The following is a 15,722-nucleotide window of genomic DNA, read 5'->3' as shown; positions in this document are numbered from 1 at the left end:
CACCACTCCGTGCGCGACGGCGTCAGTTTCTAGAACAAATATCCAGCACACAGGATATATGTTTCCCCAGTGCCTATCGAAACCCATGCCCGAGGAGTCCAACAGCCGATCCGGGGACGACGCACCCGAAAACCGCTGGGAGCGCCCGTCGATGACTCGCGGCGAGCGCGTCCGTGCGGCGGCGCGGACGCTCCGGACGCCTCGAACGGCCGCGTGGGTCGCCGAGGAGACCGAGGTCTCGGTGAAGACGGCTCGAAAATATCTCGACCAGCTCGTCGAGGACGGCGTCCTCCAGAAGGTCGAACGTGGCGACCAGACGCTCTACAGCATCGACCGGCTGATGGCGTTCTATCGCGAGGTCGCTTCGCTCCAGCGGGAACATGACCGGGAGGAGCTCACCAGCGCGCTCGATTCGATGCGCGCCCGCATCGCGGAGTGGGAGGGGACCTACGGGGTCGAGCGACCGGGTGAACTCCGGGCGAGCATCGCCGACCTCGATGACGCCGACGAGATCGCCCGTCGCCGCGAAGTCGCGAGCGAGTGGGAGCATCTCGCGGAGCGGATTCCCGTTCTTCGGGCGGCACTCGCGGAGTACGACCTCGCTGGAACCCACGACAGCCTCCCCGCGTGACCGATGGGGCTGCCCGGCACCATCGACCCGACGGTCTACGAGGGGCTGCAGAACGTCCTCCGTCGCCAGCCGGAGGTCACGAGTGTCACGTACGAGCCCGATAGCATCTCGAAGCGGTTCCTTCGGGCACGCATCGACCCGGCCCGGCTCTCGGTCCCGGTGGGGCCGGAGGCATCGACGCTCGATGTCGAGTGGCGGTTCGTCGGCGAGGAGTCGTTCTACCGCATCCACTACGCCGATCCGAATTCGGGCTTCAACTGTGGCTGGCACCGCGACGACGACCACCCTGACCTCGGCCCCGTGCACTTTCAGTTCGAGCACCCGGAGATGGGGTCGACACACGAGCCCGTGCAGTTCGAGAAGACCGTACCGACGGAGGTGCTCTGGGAGGCACTCGACCGGCTGCTCGACGAACAGCTCCCGCGGTTGCTCTCCGACGACTGACGCCCGCTGTCGACTTCGAACGGGGGCCGTCGACCCGGCTGTCTCATCTCTGATCGCTTCGGACCGGGACCGTCACACCCTACCGCGCATGGACCCCTTCTGGGGCAAGTACCGCCGCTTCCTGGGAGCCCTCGCGGCCGCTGACGCTGCAATAACATTTAATTAGCTCTCGCCACACGTCCCGATGTGGCCAACGAGTACGACGCCGTGCTCGCCGTGTTGCCGATCCCCCTGCTCGCGAGCGGCCTGCTCGCGGGCGCGACAGCCGTCTCTACGGCGGTGTCACTCGCCGTCGGGAGTCTGCTCGCAGTAATCCCGCTTCTGTATACGCTGTTCGTCGCGCCGCCGACCTGATTAGCGGGCGACGGGGTCGTCGCCGTGGTCGCCCGCGTGTTTCACTTCGAGCGCCGCGCCCGCCGCGAGCTCGGTCGCGAGCTCCGCGTGGTCGGCCTCCTCGTCGGCCGTGAAGCCCGCCGAGACGACCGAGCCGTGGGGCGGCCGGACCGCGACGGTAGCCTGCGGGCCGTTCATTCCTCGAGTAATCTCGCCGCCGACGACGAACTCGCTCGGCAGGAGCGCGCGGGCCTTCGCGGCCACGGCAGAACAGTCACGCTGCAGCGCACGGCGCTGTGCGGGCGTCATCTCGTCGTCACCGACCGAGCCGGCGTCGCGCATGTTTCCGTGCAAGGCTGCCCCCGGCTACTGGGTGTAATAGCTTAACCCCTTCGACTCGTGTGAGAGTCTGTCACAGGGGTAACTCACAGCATCGACTCGCTCGACCCGTAGACGGCGAGGACGACCGCGGTGCTGTACGTCCCGCTCTCGACCTGTTTCGTCTCGACTTTCGTCTCCACGGGGCCGAACTCCCACTCACGCAGCGTCTGGCCGTGGGCGATACCCGCCGCCACGCGCGCCTCGATGTCCGCGGCGTCGGTGTCGCCCGCGGCCTCGTAGAACAGCCCCCCGTCGGGCGATTGCGCCCACGCCAGCCCCGCGGAGACGTGCCCCGGTTCCGCGCTCGTCGCGCGGGCTTCGACGACCAGGAGTTTCCCGCCTACGGGACCGAGCTCCTTCTCCGGGGCCGTCCCGACCCGGTCGACCTCGGCCCCCGCGGGCATCATCGACGAGACGGGGACGAGGTTGTAGTTGTGGACGCCCGCATCGGCGAGCGCGGCGTCGTAGCTGGCCATCGTCGTCGGCCCGGTCGCCGACCCCCAGACGATACGGATTGGTTCCATACCTCCTTTCACTCGCCCGCGGAAAAGCGGATTACGGTTTCAAAAGGAGTCGAGCGACTGCTGTTCGGCCGCGGCCAGCACGTCCCGGCTCGTCGCCCACGAGGCCCGGGCACACGCGGGCAGCTCACCGTGCTCGCCTACGTACGCGCGCAGGAACTCGCGGGTCGTGGGGTCGGAGGGGTATCCCGACCCGACCTCGCCGTACGTGGCTTCCAGTTCTGCGACGTGTGCGTCCCGCGCGACCTTCGCCACGATGGAGGCCGCGGCGACGATGGGGTACCGGTCGTCGGCCCCGTGTTCCGCGGTGATGGTGACGGGGACCTCGACGGCGTCTGCGACTCGACGGCCGAACCGCGCGGCGTCCACGTCTCCCGCGTCGACGATGCCCTCGTCACCCTCGCGGGCGACCTCCGCCAGCGCCTCGGCCTGCGCCGCGACGGTGAGCGTGTTCATGTCCTCCTCGCCGTCGATGCGCGCGACCGGAACCTCGGCAACACTCACCGCGAACCGGTCGCGGATGGCCGAGTCGAGCTCCTCCCGTCTCGACGGGGAGAGCCGCTTCGAGTCCACGACGCCCTCGGGCAACGCCGGCTCCTCGCCCTTCACGCACGCGGCGAACATCGACCCGAGCACCGGCCCCTTCCCGGCCTCGTCGACGCCGAACATTTAATAAAAGAACTCGGGGTCCTCGAACGCCTCCGCCTCCCCCTCCACGCTCAGCACGTCGAGGTGGGTGACGACGGCCTCCACCCCCAGCAGGCCGGCGAGCGAGGGGGTGGTCCGCCCTTCGTCCGAGGAGATGAGCTCCTTGATGTAGAGCCCGCCCGCGCCGTGCACGTCGACGGTGGCGTGGGTGTCGTCCTCCAACTCACCCTCGATGTCGTACACCTCCCGCGTGCGCACGAGGTCGGCCCGCCGGTGGTCGACGCGGTGGGGCGTTCGCTGCTCGATGGTCGCCCCCTGCAGCTTCTCGAGCGCCGACTGGAGTTCCTCGTCGGTGACGCTCGCCCCGAACTCCACCTGCGCGCGGTAGCGCTTGGAGGCGTCGTGTTCCTTCACCCGCTCGACCATGTCGTAGGTCGCGAACCGGAGCCCCTCGACCTCGATCTTCCCGTCGGACTGCTCGTTGATCTCCTCTTCGAGGGTTTCGAGGTCGACGAACCGCCGGTGGGGCTCCTTCACCTCGAGGACGAACGGGCGGCCCTCCCCGAGCATCAGCGCGTCCACGTCTTCGCGCCCGGCCCCGTGGAAGACGCCCTCTCTCCCCCGCAGGGCGGTGACGAGCGTCGGAGCGACCTCCTGCTGGACGGAGGTGGGGTACCGGAAGCCGGTGCCGTCACACTCGGGGCAGGGGCGGTTCGTCAGGTGCCCCGAGCCGTGACAGTTCGAGCAAGGCCACTTCGTCTGCGGGATATCGCGTTCGAGTTTCCGGTAGCGGCCGTACACGGCGACGGAGTTGATCTGCACCTCGACGGTGTCCTCGTCCAGGTCGAGCAGCACCTGCACGTCCGGCCGCTGGAAGTCGACCTCCTTCTCCAGACGCACACCCACCCGACGGCCGACTTCGCGGTTGAACTCGGATTTCAGGGGCTCGCCCGCGTCCTCCTCCAGGCCGGCGTCCTCGCGCAGGAGGGATTCGTTCTCCTCCAGCAGCGGGGGGACGCGCGTGCCGAGCTGGTAGGTGCGGAACTCGATCCCCTCCAGCGCGTCGACGACGCGGTCGGCGTAGGCGTCGAACTCCTCACAGAGCCCCTCACACACCCAGCAGTCGTCGTCGGGTTCGTAGGGCTCGTCGTCTTCGAGGTTCGCGGTAACGCGGAGTGCCTTCCCGCGCTCGTCGTTGCGGAGGCCGAAGCTCCGGTCGGCGAACGGCCGGCCGAGACAGGCGGTACACAGCGGCCCGGTGGCGAGCAGCTCGCGGGCCGTCTCGAGAATCGTCATTATCGGCGTTCGGTTTCGGGCCGGGAAGTGGCTTCCGGGTTGTCGTGGGGTACCCCCGGGTCACCTCGGAGGTACACCTCGCGCTGGGGGAACGGAATCTCGATTCCCTCTCGATTACAGGCGTTGTAGACGGCGGTGAGGAGCTTGTGGCTCGCCCGCCCTCGCAACACGGGGTCTGCGACCCAGCAGAGCAGTTCGTACTCCAGCGCGGAGTCACCGAGCGCCCGAAAGCGCACGCGCGGGGTCGGCTCCCCCAGTACGAGCGATTCGGCCTCTGCCACCTTCATCAGGGTCGCCTCGACGTGGTCCGTGTCGCTCCCGTACGCCACGCTCACCGGAATCCGAATACGGCGCTTCCGCTGGGGGGCCGACTCGTTCGTGATGCGCGCGGAGTTCAACACGGAGTTGGGGACCGTGACGAGCACGTCGTCGCGGGTCCGGATGACCGTCGAGCGGATGGAGATGTCTTCCACGCGGCCGCGCTCGCCCGAGTCGAGGACGATGTAGTCGCCCACCTTGTAGGTGCCGTCGACGTACAGCGCGATGGAGCCGAACAGGTTCGCGATGGTGTCCCGTGCGGCCAGCCCGAGGATGATACCGATGAGGCCCGCGGAGGCCAGGAGGGGGGTCACGTCGTAGTTCCAGACCCGGAAGAGGAGGAAGCCCGACAGACCGAGGATGACGGCGGTCCAGACGTTCTGGAAGATGGGGACGACGCTCCCCTCGACGGTTTCGACGAGCTCCTTCGACACCCGACGGCCCAGCCGGATCAGGGTGAGCGCCCAGATGAGGATGCCGATGGAGACGACGGTGCGTTCGAGGCTCTGGCCGAGCGTGCCCTCGAGGCCGATGGGGCCACGGGCCAGATACGCCCCGGCGAGGATGACGGAGAGGTAGAGCGCCGGGTGGACGGTTCGGAAGGCCACGTCGTCCACGTCGCCCGGGATCCGTCTCGTCACGCGTCCGATGAGCCAGTCGCCGCCGACCTGGATGACGCGGGCGACGAGGAGCGACCCCCCGACGATGACGGCGAGCGCGAGCCAGGACGGGAGCGACTCGAGCCAGGCGAGGAGGGCGTCGAGCCATGCGGGGTCGGGGACTGCCATGCCTCCGGGTGTTCGCCGGTGAGCAAAACCCTGTCGGGGCTCGCACCGACGGGGGGTGGCGTCGGGACCGCCACGAACCGCATCGTCTTTATCATTCCACGCTCGCCATCGGGTATGAAGGATCTGTTGCTCGCGCTGCTCCTCGGGGTCGTCCAGGGTATCGTCGAGTGGCTCCCCATCTCCAGCGAGGGACAGATCGCGCTCCTCTTGACGCTCATCGACGGCACCTCCCCGGAGGCGGCCGTCGGCTTCGCGCTGTTCCTCCACGCGGGCACCGCGCTCTCCGCGACGGTCTACTACCGCGACGACCTCGCGACGCTCGCGCGGGAACGCGACCCCCTGGAAACGAGGTTCTTGGTCGCCGCCACCGGCGTCTCGGTGGTCGTCGGGCTCTCCGCGTACGAGCTGCTCACCGACGCCGTCTCCGGGCTCCAGGGCGGGGCGTTCCTCGCGCTCATCGGCGTCCTCCTGATCCTCACGGGCGTCTTCCAGCGGGTCGCCGCGGCCTCGCTCGGCACGCGTGAGGAGCCGACGCTCCCGGACGCGCTGCTCGTCGGGGTGCTCCAGGGGCTCGCCGTCCTCCCGGGCGTCTCGCGGTCGGGGTCGACCGTCGGCGCGATGCTCGTCCGCGGCTACGCCGCGCCCGCTGCCTTCCGGCTCTCGTTCATCCTCTCCATCCCCGCCGCACTCGGGGCGGGCGTCCTCGCCGCGCTCGACGGGCTCCCGTCGCTCTCGCTCGCCGCGGCCGGGGTCGCCGTCGGGACGGCCGCCGTCGTCGGCTACGCGAGCATCGACGCCCTCCTGCGGGTCGTCGACCGGGTGCCGTTCTGGGCGGTCTGTCTCGGCCTGGGTGCGCTCACGGTCCTCGGTGGCGTCCTCCTCCCCTGAACGGGCAGTCAACCGGCCACGTCCCCGACGGGATAACGTTTACTACGCTGGCGAGTAACTACGCGGTATGGAACTCGCTACGGGGGTCGTGCTGGCGGCCGGGGAGGGGACGCGACTGCGTCCACTCACCCGGAATCGGCCGAAGCCGATGCTGCCGGCCGCGAACCGACCCATCCTCGAGTACGTCCTCGACACGCTCGTCGCGGCGGGCATCGAGGAGCTCGTCCTCGTCGTCGGCTACCGCAAGGAACGCGTTCAGGAGCACTTCGGCCACGCCTACCGCGGGGTGCCCATCACCTACGCCGTTCAGGAGAAACAGCTCGGGAGCGGGCACGCCCTCCTGCAGGCGCGCGAGGCCGTCGACGGGCCGATGCTCGTCGTCAACGGGGACCGCATCGTCGCGGAGGGGATCGTCGCGGACGTGCGCGAGACGTTCGAGCGGACGGGCGAGGCCGCGCTCGCGGTGCTCGACCACGACGCGGCCCACCGCTACGGTGCCGTGACCCTGGAGGGCGACCACGTGACGGAGATCATCGAGAAACCCTCGGAGGGGAGCCACCGGCTCATCAACGCGGGGATCTACGCGTTCGACGAATCGGTGTTCGACGCCATCGAGCAGGCACCTGCGGCCGAGGGGGCGTTCCCGCTCCCCTCGGCCATCGAGTATCTCATCGACGAGGACGGGCCCATCCACGCGGTCCGCACCGACGGGATGTGGGTCGACGCGACCTACCCGTGGGACCTGCTCACCGTCGCCCGGCGGGTCCTCGCGGAGGGCTGGGTCGAGGAACCGGGTGAGGGGGACGTGTACGTCCACGACTCCGCCCGGGTCCACCCCGACGCGACGCTCGCCGGTCCCGTCGCCGTCGGCCCCGACAGCGAGGTCGGTGCGGGCGCGGTCGTCGGGCCGAACGTCGCGCTCGGCCGGAACGTCACGGTCGAGGCGAACGCGACGGTCGTCGACAGCGTCGTCGACTCCGATACTCGCGTGGGCGCGGGCGCGACGCTCGTCGACACCGTGACGGGACAGGGCGTCACGGTCGGCCCCGGCGCGGTCGTCCCCGGCGGCCCCGCGGACGTGCGCATCGGGACGGAGGTGTTCGAGGGCCCCCGGCTCGGCGGCGTCTTCGCCGACCGCGTCACCCTCGGTGGCGGGGCGACGGTCGCCCCCGGCGCCCTCGTCGGCACCGAAGCCACCATCGCCACCGGCGCGCACGTCGCCGGCAACGTCGACGACGAGGCCGAGGTGGTCCGCTGATGTGCGGCATCATCGGCTGTGCCGGGCGCGGCGACGCGACGCTCGACACCCTCGTCCACGGGCTCTCGAAGCTCGAGTACCGGGGCTACGACTCCGCGGGCGTCGCGCTCGCGGGTGCGGACGTGGAGGTCGTGAAGAAGGCTGGCGAACTCGATGCGCTGCGCGAGGCGCTCGAAACCGACTCTCCCGCTGGGACAGTCGGCATCGGTCACACCCGGTGGTCCACCCACGGCCCGCCGACGGACGCGAACGCCCACCCCCATCAGGATTGCACGGGTGACGTCGCCGTCGTCCACAACGGCATCATCGAGAACTACCAGGCACTGCGCGACGAGCTCTCGGAGGACCACGAGTTCCTGAGCGACACCGACACCGAGGTCGTCCCGCATCTCATCGAGGACGCGCTCGCCGCGGGGGCCGAGCCCGAGGCTGCGGTCCGCGAGGCCGTCGCTCGATTGGAGGGCAGCTACGCCGTCGCGGTCGTCATCTCGGGTGTGGACGCCGTCTTCGCCGCGCGCAACGACTCACCGCTCGTCCTGGGCATCGCAGACGACGCTCACTACCTCGCGAGCGACGTGCCCGCGTTCCGGGCGTTTACTGATAGAGTGGTCTACCTCGACGACGGGGAGTTCGCCCGCATCACCGCCGACGAGTGGACCGTCACGACGCTCGAAGGGAGTGCGGTCGACAAGTCGGTCTCTCGCGTCGAGTGGGACGCAGAGGAGACCGGGAAATCCGGCTACGACCACTTCATGCTGAAGGAGATCCACGAGCAGCCGCGTGCCCTCCGGCAGTGTCTCCAGGGGCGCGTCGACGAGATGCGCGGGCAGGTCGACCTCGACGGGCTGGAGCGGCTCCAACCCACGCGGGTCCAGTTCGTCGCCTGTGGCACCTCCTACCACGCCGCGCTCTACGCCGTCCACCTGTTCCAGCAGGCCGGCGTGCCGGCACAGGCGTTCCTCGCCAGCGAGTACGCCACCTCACCCCCGCCGCTCGACGGGGTCGTCGTCGGCGTCTCCCAGTCCGGTGAGACCGCAGACACGCTCTCCGCGCTCCGGGTGGCCCGTCGCCGCGGGGCAAAGACCGTCGCCGTCACGAACACGGTGGGCTCCACGATGGCCCGCGAGTGCGACGAGGCGCTGTTCATCCGCGCGGGCCCCGAGATCGGCGTCGCCGCCTCGAAGACGTTCGCCAGCCAGCAGGCCGCGCTCAATCTCCTCGCGCTCGCGACCGTCGGGGCCGACGACGCCCGCGCGGTCATCGCCGCGCTGCGTGACCTCCCGGGTGACGTGCAGTCCGTGCTGGACAGCACGCGGGCGGAGGAGATCGCCGAGGAGTATCTCGACTCGGACGCCTACTTCTTCATCGGCCGCGGGCTGCAGTACCCCGTCGCGCTGGAGGGGGCGTTGAAGATGAAGGAGATCACCTACGAACACGCGGAGGGGTTCGCGGCCGGGGAGCTCAAACACGGGCCCCTCGCGCTCGTCACGGAGAACACCCCCGTCTTCGCCGTCGTCACCGGGGACGGGGAGCAGGCACGCAAAACCATCGGGAACGTGAAGGAGGTCGAAGCCCGCGACGCGCCCGTCGTCGCCGTGACTGATGGACAAAGCGACGTGGAGCGCTACGCCGACCACGTGCTCGAAATCCCGGAGACCCACCCGCGAACCGCGGCGGTGCTGGCGAACGTCCAGCTCCAGCTCGTCTCGTACCACACGGCGAACACCCTCGGCCGGCCTATCGACAAGCCCCGGAACCTCGCGAAGTCCGTGACCGTCGAGTAGCTACGCGGGCGGATCGACGGGCGCGTCCGACTGGATCCACGCCTCGTCTTCGCTCGGGTCGAAGATGATGACCGCGCCGTCCTCGAGTTTCATCGCGGCGAGCCCCGGTTCGCGTCGGTGTTCGACTGCCATGCTCCTACTCGCCGTACCACCGATAAGGGGATTGTCCGAACTCTCGCCCGCGTCTCACCCAAATTCCTCAGCGGTCCTGTTCGTACGTCTCCGGTGGGACGAGGACCTTCTCGAGGAGCTCGACGACGAGCGAGCCCTCGCTCGCGCGTTCTATCCCTCCTTTCAGTCGCGTCCAGAGGCGTTCCGGCCCCGACCCGTGCCAGCGTGGGCCGACCCAGCCGGCCACCCGGTCGATGAGGGCGATGACCGGCCCCACGGTGTACGTCTCGCGGAGGTCGATGACGATGACCTCCGGGTCGGGTTCGGCGGTGAGCCACCCGTAGAGCCACGACCCACGGCTCCACGCGGTGAGCGTCTCCGTCACCCGCTCCATTGCGCCGGCCACCCGCGACCCGGCAAGGAGGTCAGTCATCGGTCGCGACGGCGACGACGGTGCCCGTGAACTCGTAGCGGTCGGTCACCACGGGGAGCCGCTGTCCGAGTCGGAGCTGTCCGCCGGCGTAGGCGGGCCCCTCCGCGGTGGAGAGGGTTCGCAGCGCCAGGTCGACGCGGACGCGGCTGTGGGTCGTATTGACGCTCTCCCGGTCGACGCCGGTGACGCGGAGCACCTCCGTTCCGGCGAGTGTCCGGGTGTCACCGGTGGCGATGGCCGTGGCGACTTCGTCGGTGACGGTCGCGGTCACGGTCGTGGATGTGGTGCTCGTCTCGAAGCTCCCATCATCGGCGAGTCCACGGACGGTCCCTTGGAGCTCGTAGGCGTCGGTCGCGAGGGTGACCGTGGTTCCGGAGCGGACGAGCTGGCCCGCGGCGCGGAAGCCGTCTTCCGTGTCGCGGCCCTCGAAGGCGAGACGGAGTCGGACGATGGTGCTCCCGTCCTCGGCGGGGGTGCGGTACACGTCGGTCAGCTCCATCTCAGTTCCGTCGACGGTGACCGTCCCTGTGGTGACGAGCGCGCTCACCTGCGCCGGCTGTTCGCCCAGCGTGACGGTCGCGTGCTGGGTCACCGTCTCGGAGCTATCGCTTCCCCCTCCTCCAAGCACGAACGCGGCCCCAGCGACGACGACGGCGAGGGCGAACAGGACGACGAGCGCGTCGATGACGTTGACGCGCCCGAACAGCCGTCCCTTCTCGTCGATCCAGTCCATACCGGAGTCGGTGTGTCGGCCGCCTTACCGGTTCCGGTCGGACGGAAAGCTTTTACCGATAGTTACTCATCTACTGAGTAACCATGTCCATCCTCGTGACTGGCGCGGACGGCTACATCGGGTGGCCGACGGCGCTCCGCATCGCATCGCGCACGGACCAGCGAGTCGTCCTCGTCGACAACTTCGCCCGCCGGAACTGGGTGGAGGAGGTCGGTGCGACGAGCGCGACGCCCGTCGCCCACATCGAGACGCGGCTGGAGGCCGCAAAGGAGACGCTCGGGCTCTCGAACCTCTCCTTTGTCGAGGGCGATTTGACCGAGAAGGCGTTCGTCGAGGAGCTGCTGCAGGTGCACGAGCCCTCTGCCATCGTCCACGCGGCGGCCCAGCCGAGCGCGCCCTACTCGCAAATCAACGGCGAGCGCGCGAACTACACGCAGCACAACAACATGCAGGCGACCCGCAATCTCGTGTGGGGGCTCCACGAGAACGGGCTGGAGGAGACGCACTTCATCGAGACCACCACGACGGGCGTCTACGGCGCGCCGGAGTTCCCCATCCCCGAAGGTGGGGCGACGATGGAGAACCAGGGCGCACGCGACGAGGTGCCGTTCCCCGCGATGGCCGGGAGCTGGTATCACCTCACGAAAGCCCACGACGCGGCGAACCTCCGACTCGCGCACAAGCAGTTCGGCATCCCGATTTCGGACGTGCGCACGGCCATCACGTACGGCACCGAGACCGAGGAGACGCGCGACGACGACCGGCTGAAGACCCGCTTCGACTTCGACTACTACTTCGGCGTCGTCGCCCACCGCTTCGCGGCGCAGGCCGTCGCGGGGTATCCCCTGACGGTGTACGGCAAGGGCGAACAGCGCAAGCCGTTCATCTCGCTGGAGGACGCCGTCGAGGGGCTCGCCCGCCTCGCGCTCGAAGACCCCGACGACCGCCCGGACGGACTCACTGTGTACAACCAGGTCACCGCCCCCATCTCCATCGTCGGGATGGCGGAGACGATGCAGTCAGTCGCCTCGGAGTTCGACCTCGACGTGGATATCGAGCACTTCGAGAACCCGCGCGACGAGGACGAGACCCACCAGATGGAGATCGAGAATTCGCGATACATGGAGCTCATCGGAGAGTCCCGCCAGGACTTCGAGGCCGGCATGCGCGACGTGATGGAGACGCTCGTCCGGTATCAGGACACCATCGAGGCCTACGAGGACCGCTTCCTCCCGGGCGTGCTGGAGGAATGACGCACGTCGCCGTCACCGGCGCGGCCGGCTACATCGGGAGCCGCGTGGTCTACCAGCTGCAGCGCGACCACCCCGATTGGGAGCTCACGGCCATCGACAACTTCTATCTCGGGGATATTCGCCAGATCGGGGATGTCGAGGTCGACCACGTCGACATCCGGCATCGTGACCAGCTGGAAGAGGCGCTTGCGGGTGCGGATGTGGTGTTGCATCTCGCCGCGATTTCCGGCGTCGACGACTGCGAGGACCACCCCGATTTGGCCTACGAGGTGAACGTCGTCGGGACGAACAACGTCGCGTGGTTCTGTAAGAAGACCGGGGCTGCGCTGGGGTTCCCGTTCTCGATGGCGGTGATCGGTGATCCGACGGCGTTCCCCATCACCGTCGAGATGGAGCGCGACCCGCTGAACTGGTACGGCCGGACGAAGGTGCTCGGGGAGTCCGCCATCGAGGACTTCGCTCAGGACGCGTTCCCTGCGCATCTGTTCATGGTCTCGAACCTGTACGGGGGCCACGAGATCGACGGGACGGAGGTCTCGAAGGGAACGGTGATCAACTTCTTCGTGAACCGGGCGCTCGCGGGTGAGCCGCTGACGGTTTATGAGCCGGGCACGCAGGCCCGGAACTTCGTCCACGTGAAGGACGTGGCGAACGCGTTCTGTCTGAGCGTAGAGAAGTTGGTTAAGGAGCGTGCGGCTGGTGTGACCGGGGTGCAGAAGTTCGAAGTTGCGTCAGATGAGGATCCCGGTGTGATGGAGGTCGCGGAGTTGGTGCAGTCGATTGCGGGTGAAGAGTTGGGAGTCGATGTCGAGGTGAAACTGGTCGAGAACCCCCGGAGTGGGGAGACGATGGTCGAGGAGTTCGGGGTGGACACGTCGGCGGTTCGTGATCGGTTGGGATGGGAATCGAAGCAGTCCGTCCAGGAGAGCATCCGCGAACTCCTGACCCGGCCGTAGCCGACCGAGCCCCCCGTTTTCCCGTCACGTCGTCGTCTTATCCAGGTTCGCCGACGGCTCGGTCTCGCCGGAGTCGGCGAAGACACCCGGAAGCGGTTCGACCCGGAAGACGTACTCGGCGGAGGCCCGATCGAGGTTCGTCGGACTCTCGTCGTCCGCATGCGCCCGGCACATGACCGCCTCGGCGGTGACGAGCCCGTGACCGGTCTCCTCTTGATACCGCTCCGTGACGCGGAACGCGGCGCGCTCCTCGCAGTTACGATAGTGACAGACCGGCGGCGAATCGGACTCGTCCACCGGTTCGGCCTCGTCAGCTCGGTCGATGGCCTCCTCGAGCTCCCGCTCGCGCTGTCGCGTCTCCTCGTCCCGAGCCTGTTTCTCCCGTCCGTCCCTGGTATCGGCCATACTCCTAACACGGGGGAGCGAGGGAAAACCCTGTGGGCGGCGGTGAGCGATGGCGTTCCCGTCCCCGGTCACGAGCGGTCGAACGCGACCCGTCGGTCGCCGGGGGGAACGCCGTCGCGTCACGGTTTGGACTGGCGGCGTTCGAGTCGAACGTCTCGAGCGCTGGCGTACGGCTCGTGCGGGCGGCCTAACGTGGGACTGTACTCGATGAACCCCTCACACCACAGACAGACCGTAAACGACAGCGGCGTCCCACCGGAGTCGTACGCCGACCGATAGATCGGGGTCCCATCGCCGCAGTGCGGACACGCCATGATCTCCGCACCCGCCGCACACATCGCCTTCCCGATGCCGTGGTTGAGCTTATACCACCGGATCAGTTCGTGGAGGAATCGCATGACGGTACCTGTAATACTTGTCGTTCGACGTGGTTATACTTTTGTTACTTGCTCACGTTCCACATACTCGAATCGACCACGGCGGTCGTCTCCACGGTGCCCTTATTATTGTGCCATCCGTACCATGCTAGTGTATAGCGATGCTCGAGGAGTTCTCGGACGGCTACTACGTCGGGCGGTTCTACGTCGAGCCGTACGACGGTGCCCACGTCGTCATGGATCACGAGCAGCACGTCGAGGCGAACGAGCGGGTGTACGCGACCGGCGCGGACGTCGAACGGCTGGATCACCCGCTCGTGGTGAAGGTCGACCAGCGTCACTTCCCGGTGTTCGCGGCCGACGACATCGGAATGGATACGCTCGGCCTACCCGAACCGGTGCTCGAATCGACCCGTGTCGACGCTCCACCGACGCTGAAGACCGTCCTCGTCGCCAAAGCGGAGCGAGCTGCCCAACTGCTGGAATGGGCCACGCCGTACACCGTCAGGGCCGCGGACTTCGCGTGAGGCGCCTGGAACGATCGTGCTGTGAGCTCTACCCGAAATTGGGGTCATTCATTTCCTGGGGAAACGGAGTGATTTTGACGGTAATCGAGCGACCGAGTTCGTACGTTCGTGTCTCAGAGCTACTTGCGGTCGAATCCGAGATTTGACCGCACGAAGATACCGTCGTTTCCGGTGTACGGTTGGCTCACCATCCGCTAAACATCCGTGTAGAAGCCGTGTACGTGGTACTTCCAAAGAGCCTCCACTCGAGGCCGACTGCAGACACGCTTGTCGAGTCGTCGAATCCCGCGTTTTTCGCCCAGAATAGCGCTAATACGGTGATATTCGAACGCGAATCTATCGCCACTGAATCGCGATGCGGTGCGTCGTTGTAACCGAAAACTACGAATCCGGCGTACACCGGCCGTTGGCCGTCGCTATCGGGGTAATACGGATTTCCGGACGGGCGATACTGGTGTGGATTCTGACGGTCGTATCTGTCGGCTATACCCACTCTACTCGTGGAATACGTACGATACTGGTTCCGGGGTCGAATTTGATCTCGTTTCCCTCGTGGGCACTCCGAAACAGAATACGAGTGATACACCCGTCTCAAACGCCGTTGTTCGACGGAATACGGGCCCAACTCTCTTCGGCTCGCCGATTCGTATTTCCACGATACAGGCGGTCTTCCCCCCGTTCTCTATTCGGGCGTTTCGGTCTGCAGCGGGTCACTCCTTTGGGCTCACGCGGTACTCTGTACACACACAGGTGTCACACTCTCTAGCGGGGGAATAGCCGTCTGTACGCCCCTCTCTACCTCCGAATGCCCCCGATTCAACCAGTTTGACTGGCGAGAATGGCGCTCGCCCGAGGATACGAACGCCACTCATTCGACCCCGGCTGTTTCATCCCGAGTGGCCACTGTAAGACCAGCACTTCGAGTGGAACGAATCACCCTCCAACTGCGACTACCTGACTCAAGGAGAGGGTCCTGTCTTTACGCGAAACGACTGACGAAATCGCCCGCCTACAGTCGAAATTGCCCGAGAGACGCAGTCTCTCGGAATCACGGAAGACGAAGTCTTCCGGACGACTCCGAGAGGGGCGCTACTCCTCGAATCGGATTCGACGGCTGTACCGACAGCGGACGAAGCGTCGTGACCACGCACAGAACGCGCTGGTGCGCGACCTCGTTGAACGACTGTACGACGAGGGCGTGGCGACGGTGTACGTAGGCGACTTGACCGACGTGCTGGAAACGTACTGGTCGGTCAGAGTGAACGAGAAAACGCACAACTTCTGGGCGTTCAAGAAGTTCATCCACCGTCTCGCGTGTGTCTGTGAGGAGTACGGCATCTCTCTCGAAGCCGAGTCGGAAGCGTGGACGAGTCAGGCGTGTCCCGAGTGTGGCGACCACGAGGAGACGGTTCGCCACGGGGATACGCTGACGTGTCCATGCGGTTTCGAGGGACACGCCGACCTCACGGCGTCAAAGACGTTCCTTCGGGAAAACAGCGATTGCAAAATCAGGCCGATGCCACGGCCCGTGCGATTCGAGTGGGACGACCACGACTGGTCGGGGAAACCACACCCTCACGAAAGTCCCAAAGAAGTGCGCACGAACCCGCAAGTTGCCTCCGTGGGTCGGTAGCCGA

19 protein-coding genes and 1 pseudogene are annotated in these 15,722 nt (G+C 67.2%); 10 read left to right on the top strand and 10 right to left on the bottom strand.

Going from position 1 to position 15,722, the window contains the following annotated elements; genetic code table 11:
* Positions 1–85: 85 nt before the first annotated feature.
* The 3 genes from ACQUQR_RS10450 (at position 86) to ACQUQR_RS10440 (ending at position 1,429) form a co-directional block, all read left to right on the top strand.
* On the top strand, positions 86–631 hold the full coding sequence (locus tag ACQUQR_RS10450) for a DUF7342 family protein (protein WP_435196419.1): 546 nt from the start codon (positions 86–88) through the stop codon (positions 629–631).
* 3 nt (positions 632–634) lie between these two features.
* Complete coding sequence (locus tag ACQUQR_RS10445; RefSeq protein WP_435196418.1) at positions 635–1,075, top strand: hypothetical protein; 441 nt, start codon at positions 635–637, stop codon at positions 1,073–1,075.
* A gap of 186 nt (positions 1,076–1,261) precedes the next feature.
* Complete coding sequence (locus tag ACQUQR_RS10440) at positions 1,262–1,429, top strand: hypothetical protein (RefSeq protein WP_435196417.1); 168 nt, start codon at positions 1,262–1,264, stop codon at positions 1,427–1,429.
* On the opposite strand, the gene ACQUQR_RS10435 is transcribed toward ACQUQR_RS10440, so the two are convergent.
* The 5 genes from ACQUQR_RS10435 to ACQUQR_RS10415 form a co-directional block, all read right to left on the bottom strand.
* Positions 1,430–1,750, bottom strand: coding sequence for a DUF5811 family protein (locus ACQUQR_RS10435; RefSeq protein WP_435196416.1), 321 nt, complete (start codon positions 1,748–1,750; stop codon positions 1,430–1,432).
* An 83-nt stretch (positions 1,751–1,833) separates the two neighbouring features.
* Entirely contained in the window at positions 1,834–2,313 is a 480-nt protein-coding gene (locus ACQUQR_RS10430; protein ID WP_435196415.1) for a pyruvoyl-dependent arginine decarboxylase, read from the bottom strand.
* A gap of 39 nt (positions 2,314–2,352) precedes the next feature.
* Positions 2,353–2,979, bottom strand: a complete 627-nt coding sequence (rnhB, locus tag ACQUQR_RS10425; RefSeq protein ID WP_435196414.1) for a ribonuclease HII — start codon at positions 2,977–2,979, stop codon at positions 2,353–2,355.
* Positions 2,980–4,254, bottom strand: coding sequence for a tRNA pseudouridine(54/55) synthase Pus10 (locus tag ACQUQR_RS10420; RefSeq protein ID WP_435196413.1), 1,275 nt, complete (start codon positions 4,252–4,254; stop codon positions 2,980–2,982).
* On the bottom strand, positions 4,254–5,360 hold the full coding sequence (locus tag ACQUQR_RS10415; protein ID WP_435196412.1) for a mechanosensitive ion channel family protein: 1,107 nt from the start codon (positions 5,358–5,360) through the stop codon (positions 4,254–4,256). Before ACQUQR_RS10415 ends, ACQUQR_RS10420 begins: the two co-directional genes overlap by 1 nt.
* Positions 5,361–5,474: 114 nt before the next feature.
* Between ACQUQR_RS10415 and ACQUQR_RS10410 the strand changes: the two genes are divergently transcribed.
* The 3 genes from ACQUQR_RS10410 (at position 5,475) to glmS (ending at position 9,290) form a co-directional block, all read left to right on the top strand.
* Entirely contained in the window at positions 5,475–6,248 is a 774-nt protein-coding gene (locus tag ACQUQR_RS10410) for an undecaprenyl-diphosphate phosphatase (RefSeq protein WP_435196411.1), read from the top strand.
* 67 nt (positions 6,249–6,315) lie between these two features.
* Positions 6,316–7,506, top strand: coding sequence for a sugar phosphate nucleotidyltransferase (locus ACQUQR_RS10405; protein WP_435196410.1), 1,191 nt, complete (start codon positions 6,316–6,318; stop codon positions 7,504–7,506).
* The gene (gene glmS, locus ACQUQR_RS10400) at positions 7,506–9,290 is read left to right on the top strand and encodes a glutamine--fructose-6-phosphate transaminase (isomerizing) (protein WP_435196409.1); all 1,785 of its coding nucleotides are present in this window, start codon (positions 7,506–7,508) and stop codon (positions 9,288–9,290) included. The genes ACQUQR_RS10405 and glmS overlap by 1 nt, the downstream gene beginning before the upstream one ends.
* Here glmS and ACQUQR_RS10395 read toward each other — a convergent pair whose 3' ends face one another.
* From ACQUQR_RS10395 to ACQUQR_RS10385, 3 genes are all read right to left on the bottom strand, one after another.
* Positions 9,291–9,422, bottom strand: coding sequence for a hypothetical protein (locus tag ACQUQR_RS10395; protein WP_435196408.1), 132 nt, complete (start codon positions 9,420–9,422; stop codon positions 9,291–9,293).
* Between the two features lie 67 nt (positions 9,423–9,489).
* Positions 9,490–9,834 (bottom strand): hypothetical protein, encoded by a 345-nt coding sequence (locus tag ACQUQR_RS10390; protein ID WP_435196407.1) that lies wholly within the window; start codon positions 9,832–9,834, stop codon positions 9,490–9,492.
* Complete coding sequence (locus ACQUQR_RS10385) at positions 9,827–10,567, bottom strand: DUF4330 family protein (protein WP_435196406.1); 741 nt, start codon at positions 10,565–10,567, stop codon at positions 9,827–9,829. Before ACQUQR_RS10385 ends, ACQUQR_RS10390 begins: the two co-directional genes overlap by 8 nt.
* A gap of 83 nt (positions 10,568–10,650) precedes the next feature.
* Between ACQUQR_RS10385 and ACQUQR_RS10380 the strand changes: the two genes are divergently transcribed.
* Positions 10,651–11,820 (top strand): NAD-dependent epimerase/dehydratase family protein, encoded by a 1,170-nt coding sequence (locus tag ACQUQR_RS10380; protein ID WP_435196405.1) that lies wholly within the window; start codon positions 10,651–10,653, stop codon positions 11,818–11,820.
* Positions 11,817–12,776, top strand: a complete 960-nt coding sequence (locus ACQUQR_RS10375) for an NAD-dependent epimerase/dehydratase family protein (RefSeq protein ID WP_435196404.1) — start codon at positions 11,817–11,819, stop codon at positions 12,774–12,776. Before ACQUQR_RS10380 ends, ACQUQR_RS10375 begins: the two co-directional genes overlap by 4 nt.
* A gap of 24 nt (positions 12,777–12,800) precedes the next feature.
* Here the strand turns inward: ACQUQR_RS10375 and ACQUQR_RS10370 are convergent, their stop codons facing one another.
* Positions 12,801–13,181, bottom strand: a complete 381-nt coding sequence (locus ACQUQR_RS10370; protein ID WP_435196403.1) for a hypothetical protein — start codon at positions 13,179–13,181, stop codon at positions 12,801–12,803.
* Positions 13,182–13,300: 119 nt separating this feature from the next.
* The gene (locus ACQUQR_RS10365) at positions 13,301–13,579 is read right to left on the bottom strand and encodes a hypothetical protein (protein WP_435196402.1); all 279 of its coding nucleotides are present in this window, start codon (positions 13,577–13,579) and stop codon (positions 13,301–13,303) included.
* Positions 13,580–13,719: 140 nt separating this feature from the next.
* Between ACQUQR_RS10365 and ACQUQR_RS10360 the strand changes: the two genes are divergently transcribed.
* Positions 13,720–14,085, top strand: coding sequence for a DUF5802 family protein (locus tag ACQUQR_RS10360; protein ID WP_435196401.1), 366 nt, complete (start codon positions 13,720–13,722; stop codon positions 14,083–14,085).
* 982 nt (positions 14,086–15,067) lie between these two features.
* A pseudogene (locus ACQUQR_RS10355) lies at positions 15,068–15,718 on the top strand (zinc ribbon domain-containing protein); the annotation flags it as partial.
* Positions 15,719–15,722: the final 4 nt, after the last annotated feature.

This window comes from Natronomonas sp. EA1, from assembly GCF_051195035.1.
Classification (GTDB): Archaea; Halobacteriota; Halobacteria; order Halobacteriales; family Haloarculaceae; genus JBNTJV01.
This window is presented reverse-complemented; position numbering and strand designations above follow the sequence as displayed.